This window comes from Streptococcus sanguinis, from assembly GCF_013343115.1.
Lineage (GTDB): Bacteria > Bacillota > Bacilli > Lactobacillales > Streptococcaceae > Streptococcus > Streptococcus sanguinis_H.
In genome coordinates this window covers 1,035,497-1,052,899 of sequence record NZ_CP054570.1, presented here as the reverse complement: position 1 = coordinate 1,052,899, position 17,403 = coordinate 1,035,497, and the positions used below count along the sequence as shown (strand labels likewise).

The following is a 17,403-nucleotide window of genomic DNA, read 5'->3' as shown; positions in this document are numbered from 1 at the left end:
CAAAAAGCGGTTATAGAGTGAGGGCTGAAGATGGAGCAATATAAGCGTATTTTATTGAAAGAATTTGATAGTCGGCAGAAGGTCATTACAGAGCTGACCAACCTAGAGGCAATTTTGAACCTGCCCAAAGGAACGGAGCTGTATATCAGTGACATTCACGGGGAGTTTGCTGCTTTTGACTATATTTTGAGAAGCTGTGCAGGTATCCTCAATGAGAAGATTAAGGACTGTTTTGGGGACAGCTTGTCAGAAGCTCATAAGGACCGCCTGTCAGCGCTGGTTTCCTATCCTGAGCTTGTGCTGGGGGAAGAAACTAAAGGCCAAGACTGGTATCAGGAAACCATTCCTCAGCTCTTGAACTTGCTGGCTTTTGCAGGTGCAAAATACAGTCGCTCCAAGGTCAGAAAGGCCTTGCCGCCACAGTATGCCTATATTATCGAGGAACTCCTCTATAGCGACAGGGCTCTAGCTGATAAAAAGTCCTATTTTGAGAATATCCTGACTTATGTGATTGAGCTGAGAGAAGCGGCGCCCTTTATCCTAGGCTTGTCCCGAAGTATCCGGCGGTTGTTGATCGACCATCTACATGTGGTTGGAGATATTTTTGACAGAGGAGCTGGCAGCGCTCAGGTCATGGATGAACTGCAGCATTTTCACTCGCTTGATATTCAGTGGGGAAATCACGACATTATCTGGATGGGAGCATTTTTTGGCTCCAAGGCTTGCTTGCTAAATGTGCTGCGCATAGCAGCTCGCTACGGTTATCTCTGGGATATCGAGAAAGATTATGGTTTAAACCTGCGCTCCTTGACTCTTTTTGCGGACAAGACTTACCAGTCTAATCCTAAGTTTAGACCCATTCTAGGCGGTAGAGAGCAGGAGTTTTCAGATGAGGAAATTCTGCAGCTGGAAAAGGTTCACCAAGCCTTAGCGATTATCCAGTTCAAGCTGGAAAATCAACTCATCAAACGACGGCCTGAATTCCAGATGCAGGACCATGTGATGCTAGACAAGATTGATTATTGGGAAGAAAGTGTTACGATTGACGATACCAAGCATGCCCTAGTCAACACCTGCTTCCAAACTATCGATCCTGAAAATCCGTCAGCCTTGACACCTGAAGAAAATCAAGCAGTAGACAGTATGCTGGCCTCATTCCAAAGTTCTCTAAAGATGGCTGAGCATATGAGTCTTCTTATGAACAAGGGCTCTATGTATAAGATTTACAACCAGCACTTGCTTTTTCACGGCTGCATCCCGCTGGAGCCGTCAGGAGAATTCCAGCCTTTCATTCTCAATCAAGCCCATTATGCGGGCAAGGAATTGCTGGATTTCTTTGAGTATCATATTCGGCAGGCGGCCAAGGACAAGGAAGTGGGCGATGATTTGTCGACTGATTTGATTTGGTATTGCTGGAAAGGTAAGTTATCGCCCCTGTTTGGCAAAGAAAAGATGACCACCTTGGAGCGCTATTTCATTGAAGATAAGGATACCCACAAGGAAGTAGAAAATTCTTATTTTTCTTATCGAAATTCTGAGAAAGTCTGCCAGCTGATTTTGGAAGAATTTGGCCTCTTTTCTCAAGAGTCTAGGATGGTCAATGGCCATACTCCGGTTAAGACGGGCAAGGGAGAGTCGCCTATCCGTGGGGGCGGTCTGCTTTTTGTCATTGATGGTGGCCTCTGCAAGGCCTATCAGAAGAAGACTGGAACGGCCGGATATTCACTGCTCAATAATTCCTATGGCTTCCAGCTAGTGACCCATCAGCCTTTCCAAAACGCTCAAAAGGTTGTGGAATCGCCGTTTGCTCAAACCTCCCTGAAAAAGGTAATTGAAAATGTAGAGGAACGAACCCTCATCAAATCTACTACCATCGGTCAGAGCTTGTTAGCTCAACAACAGGAACTCTTTGGCTTGCTGCATGAGTTTTATGACCGGTGAAGTTTAGCCTTAAGTTCTAACAGAATTTAGGGCTTTTTCTTTCTTGTTCCAGTTTCTCTTTCGTGTTACAATAGGAGTATTGAAATTTAGAGGAAAGAACATGATTTATTTAGATAATTCAGCGACAACCAAACCTTATCCTGAGGCTTTGGCCGCTTACACGGAGGTAGCTTCTAAAATCTGGGGAAATCCATCCAGTCTGCACAGTTTAGGCAATCAGGCAACCCGTCTCTTAGAAGCTTCACGCAGGCAAATAGCAGAGCTTTTAGGCAAGTCTTCGTCGGAGATTTTTTTTACGTCTGGTGGGACAGAAGGTGACAATTGGTTACTTAAGGGAGTTGCCTTTGAAAAGATTCCCTTTGGAAAACACATCATCGTATCCAACATTGAGCATCCCGCGGTCAAAGAGTCAGCCCTCTGGCTGCAGAGTCAAGGCTTTGAAATAGATTTTGCGCCAGTCGATAAGGCAGGTTTTGTTGATATAGACAAGCTAGCAGAGCTAATTCGACCAGACACCACTTTAATCTCCATCATGGCTGTCAATAATGAAATCGGCAGTATTCAGCCCATTCAGAAAATATCAGACCTGCTAGCAGATAAGCCGACTATTTCCTTTCATGTGGACGCTGTACAGGCTGTTACGAAGATTCCTACAGGGGCTTATCTGACGGACCGTGTGGATTTCGCGACATTTTCCAGTCATAAATTTCACGGTCTTCGGGGTGTGGGATTTGTCTATATCAAGTCTGGCAAGAAAATCAGTCCGCTTTTGACTGGTGGCGGTCAAGAGTCGGACAAGCGATCAACGACGGAAAATTTAGCTGGCATTGCAGCGACAGCTAAGGCTCTGCGATTGTCCATGGAAAAACAAGAAATATTTGCCCAGCGGACGGCTCAGATGAAGAGACTTCTCCTTGAAGAGTTGCAGAAGTATCCAGATGTGATGATTTTCTCAGGCCTGGAAAAATTTGCGCCTCATATACTAACCTTTGGTATCAAGGGAGTGCGGGGTGAAGTCGTCGTCCATGCATTTGAAGACTACGAGATTTATATCTCGACTACCAGCGCTTGCTCTTCTAAGGCTGGAAAGCCAGCAGGAACCCTAATCGCTATGGGCGTTGAGAAATCTCTCGCTCAGACTGCTGTTCGTATCAGTTTGGATCTTGACAATGATATGAGCCAGATGGAGCAGTTTTTGACAACCTTTAAAATCATTTACGAAAAAACCAGAAAAGTAAGGTAAACAATGCAATATTCAGAAATTATGGTGCGCTACGGTGAGCTGTCTACTAAGGGCAAGAACCGCATGCGTTTTATCAACAAGCTCAAACGCAATATCCAGGCTGTTTTGTCAGTCTATCCGCAGGTCCATGTCAAGGCTGACCGTGACCGGACCCATGTCTATCTGCATGGAACAGACTATCAGCCAGTCGCTGAGTCACTCAAGCAGATCTTCGGGATTCAGAATTTCTCGCCGTCTTACAAAATTGAAAAATCTGTACCAGCCCTAATCGAAGCTGTCCAAACCATCATGAAGGAAGTCTATCAAGAGGGCATGACCTTTAAGATTTCCAGCAAGCGCAGTGACCACAGCTTTGAATTGGATAGCCGCGAGCTTAACCAGACACTTGGTGATGCTGTTTTTGAGGCTATTCCCAATGTTCAGGTCAAGATGAAAGCGCCTGATATTGAGCTTCGTGTCGAGATCCGTGAAGAAGCGGCCTATATCTCTTACGAGACGATTCGTGGTGCTGGAGGCCTGCCAGTCGGGACTTCAGGAAAAGGAATGCTTATGTTGTCAGGTGGGATTGACTCACCAGTGGCTGGCTATCTGGCTCTCAAGCGAGGTGTAGATATAGAGGCGGTTCACTTTGCCAGTCCGCCTTACACCAGTCCAGGTGCGTTGAAAAAAGCTCAAGATTTGACGCGAAAATTGACCAAGTTCGGTGGCAACATCCAGTTTATCGAAGTTCCTTTTACAGAGATTCAAGAGGAAATCAAGGCCAAGGCTCCAGAAGCTTACCTGATGACACTGACACGTCGTTTTATGATGCGCATTACAGACCGGATTCGGGAGGAGCGGGGCGCTCAAGTCATTATCAACGGAGAAAGTCTCGGTCAGGTAGCAAGTCAAACGATTGAAAGTATGCAGGCTATCAACGCAGTGACCAATACACCGGTTATTCGTCCTGTCGTGACCATGGACAAGCTGGAAATCATTGAGATTGCAGAGAAAATTGATACTTTCCAAATCTCTATCCAGCCATTTGAAGACTGCTGTACTATTTTTGCTCCAGACCGTCCTAAGACCAATCCGAAAATCAAGAATGCTGAGAAGTACGAAACTTACCTAGATGTTGAAGGCTTGGTTGAGCGCGCTGTTGCAGGCATCATGATTACAGAAATCACACCACAAGCAGAGGCTGATGAAGTTGACGAGTTGATTGAAGGGCTGTTGTAAAAGCGAGAGAAGGTGACGTTTATGCTTGCTGTTTTTCTCTTAATTCCTTTTTTGCTGATTCGTTTTCCTTTATTGAGTCATTTCGGCAAAAATGCTTTATCACGCGCAGCTTATTTTGCACCTGTCCAAGGAAAAGAAAAGATAGCTTATATGATTTATCAATTGAGCAATCTAGCCTTGTTCATAACTTCTTTTTTGCTTGAAATTAAGTTTGATTTTTCTGTTTACTTTTATGCTGGAGTAGCTATCTATCTGCTTGGTTTGGCTTTGTGTGCTATCAGTATGAGGGACTTCGCTAGACCAGATGAAAACGGTATGAATACAAAGGGGCTTTATCGCTATTCCCGTAATCCCATGTATGTAGCTTACCTTGTTTGTTTTTTGGGAATAGCTTTTTTGACCAAGTCAATGATTTTCATTTTGATTCTAGTCATGTTTCAGACTGCGGCCCACTGGATTATCCTCTCTGAGGAGCGCTGGTGTCTTGAAAAATTCGGGAAATCTTATCAAGAATATCAAGATAGGGTGCGGCGTTATATTTAGAAATTTTTTGAACTAATAATTTTTTAATAAAGCAGTTAGCGGATACCAGAAGTAGTCTTTGTGCATTAGCAGACAAAATCTAAAAACAATTCTTAAAAATCCGTTTTCATGAGATGAAAAAGCTTGCTAAAGAGCTGCAGAAGTGCTATACTTATAGAGTTGACTATGCACATTCCTGTGCAACCGCACGAACATCGTTGCTCGTCGTATAACAAATTTAAACTTGGTCATTGTCGCCTTGCCTAACACAAGTTATGCCTTCGGCTCAATTCCTAGTTTATTCTTTGTTATACTTAGAGCTCTTCTCTTAAGCGGTTCGTCCCACGATGCTAGGCGAGTCTTCACAAAATCCGGGGAAACCCTAAAAAACATAGGAGGTGCATAATGAGCACATACGCAATCATTAAAACTGGCGGAAAACAAGTTAAAGTTGAAGTTGGTCAAGCAATCTACGTTGAAAAGTTGAACGCTGAAGCTGGTCAAGACGTTACTTTTGACGAAGTTGTTCTTGTTGGTGGTGAAAACACTGTTGTCGGAACTCCGCTTGTTGCTGGAGCTACTGTTGTCGGAACTGTTGAAAAACAAGGCAAGCAAAAGAAGGTTGTTACTTACAAGTACAAACCTAAAAAAGGCAGCCATCGTAAACAAGGTCACCGTCAACCATATACAAAAGTTGTCATCAACGCTATCAACGCTTAATTTTAAGGAGATTAAATGATACAAGCAGTCTTTGAAAGAGCCGAAGATGGCGAACTGAGGCGTGCAGAAATCACAGGTCACGCCGCGAGTGGTGAATACGGCTTTGACGTCGTGTGTGCGTCCGTTTCGACGCTCGCCATTAATTTTGTCAATTCAGTTGAGAAATTCGTAGGCTACGAACCAAACTTAGAATTAAACGAAATAGAAGGCGGTTATCTGAAGGTCGAAATTCCTCAGGATATACCGTCGCACCAAAGAGAAATGACTCAGCTTTTCTTTGAATCATTTTTCCTAGGAATGGCAAACTTATCGGAGGACTCATCTGAGTTCGTCCAAACCAGAGTTATCACAGAAAACTAACACGGAGGAAAAACATTATGTTAAAAATGAATCTTGCTAACTTGCAACTATTCGCCCACAAAAAAGGTGGAGGTTCTACATCTAACGGACGTGATTCACAAGCGAAACGTCTGGGAGCTAAAGCAGCTGACGGTCAAACCGTAACAGGCGGCTCTATCCTTTACCGCCAACGCGGCACTCATATCCATGCAGGTGTCAATGTTGGACGCGGCGGAGATGATACTTTGTTCGCAAAAGTTGAAGGCGTAGTACGCTTTGAACGCAAAGGACGCGATAAGAAACAAGTTTCTGTTTACCCAATCGCTAAATAATTAATAAGAAATCCCCATGCTCGGATAATTGAGCATGGGGATTTCTTATTAGAGACGGCACGATAAAGCATTTGTTTAATGATTCATGATGATGCTCATCAATTTTAGCATACAAACTCTGATAATATTCTAAAATTTTAATTTTTAGACTAATAAATATCTGAAATCGCTTGCAGTTCCTATTTTTTATGTTATTCTATATAAAATAGATGCAATCATGTTTCTAAATCTAAAAAGATAAGGAGAAATTATGGAAAAAGAATCATTTAAACTTCCAGGCTTTTCATTGTACAAATTGAAAGTTGGATTAGCATCAGCAACTCTTCTATTTGCCTTTTCACAAGTTTCGCATGTTTTTGCAGACCAGGTTGGGACACCACCTTCAAGCAGTATAGCAAAAACTGAAGCAGTAAGCTCTCCGATTGAAGCTGCTGGTGCTGAAATTGCTGCTGATACGACGAAACCTGTTGTTGAAGAATCTGCAGCGAAACCAGGAGATTTGATCGATGTCTCAAAAAATGTATCGCCTGTTGATGTCAAAGAAAGTCAAGAAGGCAATCAAACAGTCCGTGTAGAAACGGCAACCGTTGATGTTACAAAGACAGAAGTGGCTCCAGGAAAGGTTGATAAGGCGCCAGAGCCAATAACTAGACGTACTGAAAATACTTTATCTGGCACAGATGAAAATGGGAATCCCTATACGCAGTATGAGCGAGTAGATAAGACTACAACCATCACCTACACCTCAACGCCACCAACTGTGACAAAAGCTGGTTCAGCTGATATTGTCTTTGTTGTCGACCGTTCAGGATCCATGGGTGGCACAATTGATATTGTTCGTGCAAATATTAATGAATTTGTGCGAAATATTACTAAAGAGGGGATTACAGCACGTTTTGGCTTGGCGACATTTAGTGATGAAGTCTACGGCCGTAATTCTGGCAGTAAAGATGAAGATACGGTTCTAACACGGTTTGGGTCATCTTATTTTACAACTGATCCTACTGAGCTCGAAAAGGCATTGGCTGCGATTCGTATAGCGAGTGGAGGGGATACTCCAGAAACACCAACGCCTGCCCTGAACCAGATTATTTCGACCTATGATTGGTCTAAGTCATCTAAAAATAAGAAATTCGTCGTTTTATTGACAGATGCTGAGATGAAAGAAGATCCTTCAATTCCAACGGTTGCTGATACACTTGCGGCTCTAAAAGCTGCTGGTATAGAAAGAACTGTAGCGACGGTAAAAGCGATTGAGGGAATTTACAAAAATTTTGCAACAGAAGGCAGAGTGCTTGATATCGAAAATAACTTGGCAGATGCTCTGACAAAGGGAACCACTTCATGGATTGTTGAAAGTGTCAATGAAGCTCGTTACTATAAAATCATAAAAGATAGTTATCAATTCTATCTTGAGCGTCGTACTACAATGCCTACATCTACCGTCTACCATGTTCAGGCACCAACACTTTTGGCCAAATCTGAACAGTCTCTTCCTAAAACAGGAAGTAGCGAAAAGGCGGTCTATAGTGTTGTGGGACTTGGTTTGCTTCTGGCTGGATTGGGGCTAGGTATTAGTGTAAGAAAATCAAAAGAACAATAAGCATCTGCTTATAAAAAATGAATTTTCTATTTGAGTGATTTTGAATAAAATAAATACCAGAAACGAAGACATGCGTCCTCATTTCTGGTATTTTTCGTTATGGTGTAACTTCTTCGTCTTTTATATTAACAACGCCATACCAATTAGTATAATAGGTCTTTCCTTTGTAGTCGAAAGAACCTTGCCTCAAAAGATCGCCATACTCGGTAAAGTAATAATAGTACTTGCCAATCTTATAAAGTCCGTTTTTATAAGGTGTCCCATCTTCTCCAAAGTAATAAGTGTATTCAGAGTAACTAACAAATCTGTTTTTAACCATTTCTCCGTAAGAATCAAAGAAGTATTGCTTGCCGTCTACACTGTAAAGATTGATGACCCTTCGTCCTTTTTCGTCAAAATAATAGACCTTACCTGTTGGGCTAGTATAGAAAGAGTTTTTTAGATTCGTCGGAATTTGTTCTCCTGGATCATCCCGAACTTCGTATATAGATCTATTAGGATCAAGTGCATAGTATTTACCCTTGTAAAGAACTATTCTATTTCTAATCCTTTCACCAGTTTCTTCATCAATAGAGCTAGGAAGGTCACGCTTAGGAGCTTCCGGAACCTTGATAGGTCCTGGATCATCAAAGATAGTAGGGTCGTCCTCAATATCTGGTACACTAGGATCGTAAATACCAACTTCACGTCTAGAAACCCAGTCAGGGATTGACTTGTTCTCCGCTTGAACTGTTCCGGTGGAAATCAAAGCAGCGGCCAAAGTCGCAGCAGAAGCGAGAGAGAGGCCCAGCCAATAGCGGCGGTTGAACATTGCTTTGGTGTTCTTTTCTTGTCTCATAGCAAATCCTTTCTATGCAACTGTTAGCACAAGATAAAAGATTCTTGTTTTTAACAGTTAGGTTATGTTATTTCTATAAAATTATACCTCTGTAACATTTCTATAATATTGTAATACTATTTCATTTTTATAGAGATTATATTACTAATTGGTGATAAAAACAAACAATCATTAGATAATATGTAAACGTTTACAAACATCGTTTTTTATGCTATTATTATAGGGATGAAAGGAGAATGCCTATGATGAAAAGGTATAAATTGCTATTGGCGCTTGCCTTATCATTACTAGTTTTTTGGCCATTGGGAGCCATAAAAGCAGATTCGGTTAATCAGCCGCCAGAATCTGCTAACCAGTCTGAACAAGCAAGTGCAGCAGTTGTAACGGACTCTTCTGATAGTGTTGCAGGGGCTAGTGGCACGACAAGTCAGGATAGTCAAATTGCCGCAAAAGCCTTGCCAGTCTCTGATGCTTCGGAAGTTGCAGCTACTGAAACGGCTGCTTCAACCCAAGAAGCCAATACTGGTAATTTGGTAGAAGATTCTGCCAAACCAGCGACCGCTCAGTCTGCAGAAGTTTCCTCAGATGCCAATCAGGCGCAAGGTCAAGCGGCGACTGATGCGCCACCAGCTTCTAAGAGAGTACAGGAGCTTGTGGCAGATATGACGCTTCGTCAGAAGATTACCCAGATGCTGATGCCAGACTTCAGAAAATGGCAGCAAGAGGGCCAAGCCGCCCAGTCCGATATGACGGAGCTTAATAAAGAAGTGGCAGAAGCGGTTGATAAATACGACTTTGGCGGAGTTATTCTTTTTGCTGAGAATGTGAAAGGAACTGCTCAAACCTTAGCCTTGACGCAGGCCCTGCAACAAGCAGCTATCAGCAACCAAGCTAATAATGGTAAGTTGCCGCTCTTGCTTGCTATAGACCAAGAAGGTGGTATTGTCTATCGTTTGGGCAGTGGGACTGCTCTTCCAGGCAATATGGCAGTTGGCGCGACGCGAGATCCAGAATTAGCCAATCAAGCAGGTCAAATCATCGGACGGGAATTATCGGCTCTAGGTTTGAATGTCAACTTTGCCCCAGTATTTGATACAAATAATAATCCGCAGAATCCCGTTATTGGTTTGCGGTCCTTCTCTTCTGATCCTAAGGTGGTTGCCCGTTTGGGAACGGCTATGATGGAGGGGATTCAGAAATACAATGTTGCAGTAGCGGCTAAGCATTTCCCTGGGCATGGTGATACGGCGGTAGATTCTCATACTGGTCTGCCTCTGGTAGATAAGTCCTATGCAGAGTTAGAAGCACTGGAGTTGCTTCCTTTCAAGGCTGCCATTGACAAAAACGCTGATATGCTGATGACAGCCCATATTCAGTATCCTCAGATTGAAAAAGACACGGTTATATCTAAACAAACTGGAGAAACCATCTATATCCCTGCTACCTTGTCTGATGACATTATTACCGGCATTGTTCGCAAGAAATTTGGCTACAAGGGAGTGGTAGTGTCTGATGCTATGGGCATGGATGCGATTGCCAAAAATTTCGGAGAATCTGAAGCGGCTATCATGGCAATCAAATCAGGTGTAGATGTGGTGCTGATGCCAACCGTCTTACGTAGCAAGAGTGATTTAGCCAAGATTGATAAGATTATCAACGATATTGAACAGGCGGTTCAGAGAGGTGATATTCCAGTCAGCAGATTGGATGAGTCTGTGACCCGCATCTTGAACCTAAAAGAAAAACGAGGTATTTTAGACTTTGACCCATCTGAGCGCACACAAGCTAAGGCTGAAGCAACTGTTGGCTCAGAGTTAAACAGAGATACTGAACGAAAAATCGCTGCTAGCGCAGTGACTGTAGTTAAAAACGATGATACTGTTCTGCCCTTTAAAGTCAAATCTGGCGACAGGATTTTGCTGTTAGCGGCTTATGACGATGAAGTGCCTGGACTAGAGCTGGGTGTCAAGCGTCTGATAGCGGACGGAGTGATTCCAGCAGGTGTCACATACGAAGCGCTAAACTACAACAAAACAACCAAGTTAGAAGATTTGAAAGGAAAAATTGACCAGGCGACACACCTTGTCTTGATTTCTGAAATTGGGCGTCAATCTCAACTGGCCAGCGATTTCTGGTTGACAAGAGTTCCGACAGAAGTCGTGGACTATGTAAATGCAACTGGAAAACAGGTGGCTGTCATGAGCATTTCTAAACCTTATGATGTAGCGAATTATCCTAATGCCAAGGCTATTGTAGCAGTTTATGGAAACAAGGGAATGGATCCAACCGAGTCTCTGAAGCCTGACAATGCCTTCGGACCTAATATCCCAGCTGGTGTGGAAGTCATTTTTAATGGTCAAAATCATGTTGGGAAGTTACCAGTAAATGTGCCGAGTATCAAGGATGGTATCATGTCTGAGACAGAGGTTGCCTATCCTATCGGGCATGGTCTCTTTTATACAGATCCGGTTAAGGATATCAAAGTCAATATCCCTGCATCTGCTCAGCTAGATCAGCCTTTTACAGCTACGGTTACCCTGAGTGAATTAAACGGTCTAGAGAAAAATGACTACCGTCTTGCCCTTAAGATGGATAGTCAGCATTTCAACATCCTGCCAAGTCCTGACTATACCATCTCTGGCGATACTGTTCTGATTTCTAAAAAAGCCAATGATACCAATCCGGTTGAGATCAGCTTGAAAGGTTTAGTAGAGGGTCAGTTCAGTCCAGTGCTTTCCCTAACCTTGATTGACAGTCAAGATAGAGAATTCGGCATGGGAGAAGGTTATTATAAGGAGCTTATTCAGATTACTGCAGCTGGGCAGAACACGATTCCAGGCCAACAAACTCCTCCTCAGTTGAGTTTGCGTTCTGTTGAACCTGTAAGTTCTCGTCGGCAACTAAGTCAGCAGGCTACACAGTTTAGCCAACTTCCTGAAACAGGAGCCGGAAGCAGCTTGTTCTTGTCCTTGCTGGGTGCTTTGTTCTTGTTTGGAGCTGTCTATCTATATGACTTGTCTTCTCGCAGACTATAATCAATAAAAGAATGAGCGAGCAGTGTTGAAGGGCTCACAGTTTTACTTATTCTTGATAACATAACAAAAAGGAAGAATCCAAAGCAAGTTTGCGGTAAAAGCGGATTCTTCTTTTTTTGCTTGGAAATTTGCAGGAATGCGGTAACAGAAAGCTTTGTGTATTTCCTAAAAACACACGGGCTTGAATATTTTACTCATCTGTCATCGGTTTACTATTTACTTTTTATACGCTTTTTGGTATAATAGTTCATGTTATAAAATGTAACATCAAAGGAGGTTCTATCCATGAAAGCATCAAAGTGGCTGATTGCGACTGGAGTTGCACTGAGTGCCGGGCTATTGCTGACGGCTTGTAGCCAGTCTTCATCTAGCACAAATAATTATACTTACGTTTATAGTTCAGACCCTGACAGCTTGAACTATCTTGCTACAAACCGTGCAACGACAGGTGATGTCATTTCCAACCTGGTCGATGGACTTTTTGAAAATGACAAGTACGGGAATCTAGTTCCCTCAATCGCGAAGTCATGGACAGTTTCTAAGGACGGTCTGACCTATACTTATAAGCTGCGTGATGATGCTAAATGGTACACATCCGATGGTGAAGAATATGCAGAAGTAAAAGCCCAGGACTTTGTGACTGGCTTGAAATATGCAGCGGATGAAAATTCTGAAGCTATTTATCTCGTTCAGGACTCTGTGAAGGGCTTGGATGCTTATATCAAGGGTGAAGATAAGAATTTTGACAATGTTGGTGTCAAGGCTATTGATGACCATACCCTGCAATACACTCTGGCCCGCCCTGAGCCTTACTGGAACTCTAAAACAACCAGCACGATTCTCTTCCCAGTCAATGAAGAGTTTCTGAAAGCAGAAGGAAGCAATTTTGGCTCTGTCAAGCCATCTAGCATCCTCTATAATGGTCCTTACTTGCTTAAGTCTCTGACTTCCAAGTCTGTGATGGAATTTGTCAAGAACCAAAACTACTATGACAAAGACAATGTCACTCTGGATAGTATTAAACTGACCTACTACGATGGAAATGATCAGGAAGCGCTGATTCGTAACTTCAGCGATGGCGTTTACAGCACAGCTCGTCTCTATCCGAATAGCTCTGGCTTTGCTTCAGTCAAGAAGAAATATGCGGACAATATCGTGTACAGCCCGCAGGATTCTACTTCTTATTACTATAATTTCAACTACAACCGTCAGTCTTACAATCATACTTCTAAAACAACAGACGCTCAAAAATCTGCGACCAACGAAGCAATCATGAACAAGGACTTCCGTCAGGCTATTAACTTTGCCTTTGACCGTACATCTTATGGTGCGCAAGGAAATGGTGAAGACGGAGCGACTAAGGTCTTGAGAAATACCTTGGTACCACCTAGCTTTGTTCAAATTGGCGACAAGGATTTTGGAACTGTTGTTGGAGAAAAATTAGTCAACTATGGCAGCCAATGGCAAGGAATTGACCTCTCTGACGCTCAAGACCCTTACTACAATCCTGAAAAGGCTAAGGCGAAATTTGCAGAAGCGAAGCAGGCCTTGCAGGCTAAGGGAGTTGAATTCCCAATTCACTTAGATATGCCTGTGGATCAGTCTAGCACGATTGGCGTTCAATGGGCTAGCTCAACCAAGCAGTCTATCGAATCGGCTCTTGGAGCAGAAAATGTCGTCATTGACCTGCAAAAGATGAGCACAGACGACCTTAATAATATCACTTATTTTGCTAACTCTGCTGCTCAGAAAGACTATGATATGTCTACTGGTGGCTGGACTGGTGACTACCAAGACCCATCTACCTATCTTGATACTCTCAATATCAAGAACGGCGGAAGCTTGCAAAACTTTGGTTTTGAGCCAGGTCAAGACAATGATAAGATTAAAGAGCTAGGCTTGGATACTTATACCAAGATGCTGGAAGAAGCTAATGCTGAAACCAACGATGTGCAGTTGCGTTACGAAAAGTATGCAGAAGCGGAAGCTTGGTTGCTAGATAGTGGCTTGATTATCCCGACTGTTTCACAAGGGGCAACACCGTCTGTTACTAAATCAGTGCCATTTACAAAGGCCTACTCACCAGTTGGTGTTAAAGGTTCAGGCTACAACTTCAAGCTGACTAAGCTTCAGAAGGATGTTGTAACGACCAAAGAATACGAAGCAGCTAAGAAAAAATGGAAAGAAGAAGCTACTGCGGCAAATAAAAAAGCCCAGGAAGAACTTGCTGACCACGTTGAAAAATAAAAACGATTCACTTAGCGACATTGGGGCTGGATTTTTCCAGCCTCTTTTTGAATGACTTGACTAAGGTTTTTGTAGTAAAATAGAAAGAAATACTGGAAGGAAGTGAGACGGATGCAAATAGGAATTTATAGTGCATTGCCTAAGAAAGAAAAGCAAGTATTGTTTGAATTAGTTCAAGAGTGTAATAAGGTGGACGGAGGCTATAGACTGCCCTATCTGGATAATAATTATAATGCAGATCCTGAAATGCCAGCCTTTTTCTTAGCTGAGATGGATGGCCGAACCATCGGATTTTTATCAGTCTATGCGGACGAACCTGGTCAAGCAGAGGTTTCTCTCTATGTTCTGCCGACGTATCGCCGTCAGGGTGTGGCTAATCAGCTTCTGGCAGCTTTTGCAAAAGTAGCTGATAAGTATAATTTGACCGAGATTGAGTATGTAGCGGAGCTAGCTTTTTTGAACGGTCATCCCGATTTTGCTAAGAGATTTGATTACCAAGAGGATGAAGCAGAAATCTGGCTAGCGCAGTCTGCTCAAATTTTTCCTCTGGAAGAAAGAGAAGGGATAGAGGTCTTGCTAGGGAGTTTGGACTTGGCCGAAGAGATTGCAGCCTTTCAGTCCCAAGTATTTGAGACACCCCTGGATGTTGCCTTGAAATACGCCCAAGAATCCATAAGTAGTGGCTCCAGTCTGCTTTATATCTTGAAGAAAGATGGTCGGGTTGTGGCTTCTGTGTCGGTTGATACGGATTTTGGGACCAATTATTTCTTTGGCTTGGCGGTTTATCAAGATTTTCAGGGGCAGGGGTTAGGAAGCTATCTCTTGCTTGCAAGTATGCAGGATTTGAATGAGCTCAATGGACAGGAGTTTCAGATTGTCGTAGAAAAGCAGAATACTCGAGCTTTGAAACTCTATAAAAAGCTAGGCTTCAAAGAGATGACAGAGGTTGTCTATCTAAAAGAAAAATAGCAAATTTGTCTCAGATTGCTCATTAACTTAAAAAGAGAAACTGGCTTCTTACAGCTGGTTTCTTTTGTTCTGCCTTTGTTTATGGTATAATGAGACGATATGTAAAGAAGGAAAATGTTATGAATATTCAACAATTGCGTTATGTGGTCGCCATTGCTAATAGTGGGACTTTTCGAGAAGCTGCGGAAAAAATGTATGTCAGCCAGCCTAGTCTGTCTATCTCTGTCCGTGATCTGGAAAAAGAGCTGGGTTTCAAGATTTTTCGACGGACCAGCAGCGGGACTTTTCTGACTCGCCGAGGAATGGAGTTTTATGAAAAGGCTCAAGACTTGGTCAAGGGTTTTGATGTCTTTCAAAATCAATATGCCAATCCCGAGGAGGAGCGTGATGAGTTCTCAATTGCCAGCCAGCACTATGATTTTTTGCCGCCTTTGATTACTCAATTTTCTCAGACCTACCCTGAGTACAAGAACTTCCGGATTTTTGAGTCAACAACTGTGCAGATTCTGGATGAAGTAGCGCAAGGCCACAGTGAAATCGGCATTATCTACCTTAATAATCAGAATACCAAGGGCATTATGCAGCGGGTGGAAAAGCTAGGCTTGGAAGTAATTGAGCTGATTCCTTTTCAGACCCATATTTACCTGCGGGAAGATCATCCTCTGACTCAGAAGAAGGAGTTGGTCATGGAAGATTTGGCTGCCTTGCCGACTGTTCGCTTTACCCAGGAAAAGGACGAATATCTCTATTATTCAGAGAATTTTGTCGATACCAGTGCCAGCTCACAGATGTTCAATGTGACGGACCGTGCAACTTTGAATGGGATTTTGGAGCGTACCGATGCCTATGCGACCGGATCTGGCTTTTTGGACAGTAACAGTGTAAATGGTATTACTGTCATCAAGCTTCGTGACAATTTGGACAACCACATGGTCTATGTCAAGCGTGAAGATGTGGAGTTGACCCAGGTCGGAGAAGACTTTGTATCAGTTATGAAAGAGTATTTTGCACAGAAAAAATAAAGTATGAAAAGAAAAATTATTATTCCGTTTGCTGTCTTGGTTCTTATTGTTGTGGATCAGCTGGTTAAGTTGTATATTGTCAGCGATTTTAAGCTGGGACAGGTCAAGAGTTTCATTCCTCATCTGGTGAGTCTGACCTATCTTCAGAATACCGGCGCAGCCTTCTCCATGCTGGAAAATCAGCAATGGCTCTTTACTTTGGTAACGTTTCTGGTTATTGGCGGAGCAGTTTACTACCTCATCAAGCACCTCCACGCCTCAAAGTGGATGTTGGCTGGGCTGACCTTGGTGATTGCTGGTGGTTTGGGAAACTTTATTGACCGGATACGCCAAGGTTTTGTCGTGGACATGTTTCAGTTAGATTTTATTAATTTTGCTATTTTCAATGTGGCAGATATGTATCTAACCTTTGGTGTAGCTATTTTACTGCTGATGATTTTGAAGGAAGAAAAAGATGGAAGTAAGAATTGAGGCTTCAGTAGCCAGTCAGCGATTGGACAAGGCGGTGGCAGAGCTGACAGACCTATCGCGGAGTTTGGCTCATGAGCAGATCAAGGACGGCCGGATCTTGGTCAATGGACAAGCCAAAAAAGCCAAATACGCTGTCAAAGAAGGCGATGTCATCTCCTATGAGCTGCCTGAGCCGGAAGTGGTTGAGTATGTGGCAGAGGATATTCCGCTAGAAATCGTCTATCAAGATGAGGATGTGGCAGTCATCAATAAACCTCAGGGAATGGTGGTTCATCCTTCTGCGGGCCATACCAGCGGTACGCTAGTCAACGCCCTTATGTACCACATCCAAGACCTCTCTGGCATCAACGGTGTCCTCCGTCCGGGGATTGTTCATCGGATTGACAAGGACACTTCAGGGCTTCTTATGATTGCAAAAAATGACCAAGCTCATGTGGCTCTGGCTGATGAGCTCAAGGATAAGAAATCCCTACGCAAGTATTGGGCTATTGTTCATGGAAATCTGCCTAATGACCGTGGAGTGATTGAAGCACCGATTGGTCGCAGTGAAAAAGACCGCAAGAAGCAGGCAGTGACTGCCAAAGGCAAGCCAGCTCTGACGCGTTTCCAAGTCTTGGAACGTTTTGGTAACTATAGCTTGGTTGAGCTTCAGCTGGAAACAGGACGAACTCATCAGATCCGAGTCCATATGGCTTACATTGGACATCCTGTGGCTGGAGATGAAGTCTACGGACCTCGTAAAACTCTGAAAGGACATGGCCAATTTCTGCACGCGCGAACGTTGGGCTTCACCCATCCTCGAACCGGTGAAGAGCTGGAATTTACAGCTGAAGTGCCAGCCATTTTCCAAGAAACCTTGGCAAAACTGCGACAAGAATAGGTAGGTTTGTTCATTGTTAAAAT

15 protein-coding genes are annotated in these 17,403 nt (G+C 43.2%); 14 read left to right on the top strand and 1 reads right to left on the bottom strand.

Annotation, left to right across the window (positions count from 1 at the left end):
• Nucleotides 1-30 precede the first annotated feature (30 nt).
• The 8 genes from FOC72_RS05180 to FOC72_RS05145 all read left to right on the top strand — a co-directional run bounded on the left by FOC72_RS05180 (nt 31) and on the right by FOC72_RS05145 (nt 7,918).
• On the top strand, nt 31-1,941 hold the full coding sequence (locus FOC72_RS05180) for a fructose-bisphosphatase class III (RefSeq protein ID WP_002895626.1): 1,911 nt from the start codon (nt 31-33) through the stop codon (nt 1,939-1,941).
• Nucleotides 1,942-2,041: 100 nt separating this feature from the next.
• Nucleotides 2,042-3,184 carry a cysteine desulfurase family protein gene (locus tag FOC72_RS05175; protein ID WP_002895625.1) on the top strand — a complete coding sequence of 381 codons (1,143 nt, stop codon included), beginning with the start codon at nt 2,042-2,044 and terminating at the stop codon, nt 3,182-3,184.
• Between the two features lie 3 nt (nt 3,185-3,187).
• Nucleotides 3,188-4,402 (top strand): tRNA uracil 4-sulfurtransferase ThiI, encoded by a 1,215-nt coding sequence (gene thiI / locus FOC72_RS05170; protein ID WP_002895623.1) that lies wholly within the window; start codon nt 3,188-3,190, stop codon nt 4,400-4,402.
• A gap of 21 nt (nt 4,403-4,423) precedes the next feature.
• On the top strand, nt 4,424-4,945 hold the full coding sequence (locus tag FOC72_RS05165) for a methyltransferase family protein (protein ID WP_002895622.1): 522 nt from the start codon (nt 4,424-4,426) through the stop codon (nt 4,943-4,945).
• 384 nt (nt 4,946-5,329) lie between these two features.
• On the top strand, nt 5,330-5,644 hold the full coding sequence (gene rplU / locus FOC72_RS05160) for a 50S ribosomal protein L21 (RefSeq protein WP_002895621.1): 315 nt from the start codon (nt 5,330-5,332) through the stop codon (nt 5,642-5,644).
• A 15-nt stretch (nt 5,645-5,659) separates the two neighbouring features.
• Nucleotides 5,660-6,004 carry a ribosomal-processing cysteine protease Prp gene (locus FOC72_RS05155; RefSeq protein WP_002895620.1) on the top strand — a complete coding sequence of 115 codons (345 nt, stop codon included), beginning with the start codon at nt 5,660-5,662 and terminating at the stop codon, nt 6,002-6,004.
• 17 nt (nt 6,005-6,021) lie between these two features.
• Entirely contained in the window at nt 6,022-6,315 is a 294-nt protein-coding gene (gene rpmA, locus FOC72_RS05150) for a 50S ribosomal protein L27 (RefSeq protein ID WP_002895619.1), read from the top strand.
• Between the two features lie 250 nt (nt 6,316-6,565).
• The gene (locus FOC72_RS05145) at nt 6,566-7,918 is read left to right on the top strand and encodes a vWA domain-containing protein (RefSeq protein ID WP_002895617.1); all 1,353 of its coding nucleotides are present in this window, start codon (nt 6,566-6,568) and stop codon (nt 7,916-7,918) included.
• Nucleotides 7,919-8,015: 97 nt separating this feature from the next.
• Here the strand turns inward: FOC72_RS05145 and FOC72_RS05140 are convergent, their stop codons facing one another.
• A complete protein-coding gene (locus FOC72_RS05140; RefSeq protein WP_002895615.1) occupies nt 8,016-8,756 on the bottom strand; it encodes a hypothetical protein in 741 nt (246 codons plus the stop codon).
• 236 nt (nt 8,757-8,992) lie between these two features.
• On the opposite strand from FOC72_RS05140, the gene FOC72_RS05135 reads away from it, so the two are divergent.
• The 6 genes from FOC72_RS05135 to FOC72_RS05110 all read left to right on the top strand — a co-directional run bounded on the left by FOC72_RS05135 (nt 8,993) and on the right by FOC72_RS05110 (nt 17,380).
• A complete protein-coding gene (locus FOC72_RS05135; protein WP_002895614.1) occupies nt 8,993-11,791 on the top strand; it encodes a glycoside hydrolase family 3 protein in 2,799 nt (932 codons plus the stop codon).
• 285 nt (nt 11,792-12,076) lie between these two features.
• A complete protein-coding gene (locus FOC72_RS05130) occupies nt 12,077-14,038 on the top strand; it encodes a peptide ABC transporter substrate-binding protein (protein WP_002895613.1) in 1,962 nt (653 codons plus the stop codon).
• Between the two features lie 111 nt (nt 14,039-14,149).
• Nucleotides 14,150-15,007, top strand: a complete 858-nt coding sequence (locus FOC72_RS05125; protein ID WP_002895611.1) for a GNAT family N-acetyltransferase — start codon at nt 14,150-14,152, stop codon at nt 15,005-15,007.
• A gap of 119 nt (nt 15,008-15,126) precedes the next feature.
• Nucleotides 15,127-16,029, top strand: a complete 903-nt coding sequence (locus tag FOC72_RS05120; RefSeq protein WP_032908183.1) for a LysR family transcriptional regulator — start codon at nt 15,127-15,129, stop codon at nt 16,027-16,029.
• Between the two features lie 3 nt (nt 16,030-16,032).
• The gene (gene lspA, locus FOC72_RS05115) at nt 16,033-16,500 is read left to right on the top strand and encodes a signal peptidase II (protein WP_002895609.1); all 468 of its coding nucleotides are present in this window, start codon (nt 16,033-16,035) and stop codon (nt 16,498-16,500) included.
• Nucleotides 16,484-17,380, top strand: a complete 897-nt coding sequence (locus tag FOC72_RS05110) for an RluA family pseudouridine synthase (RefSeq protein WP_002895607.1) — start codon at nt 16,484-16,486, stop codon at nt 17,378-17,380. The genes lspA and FOC72_RS05110 overlap by 17 nt, the downstream gene beginning before the upstream one ends.
• Nucleotides 17,381-17,403 lie beyond the last annotated feature (23 nt).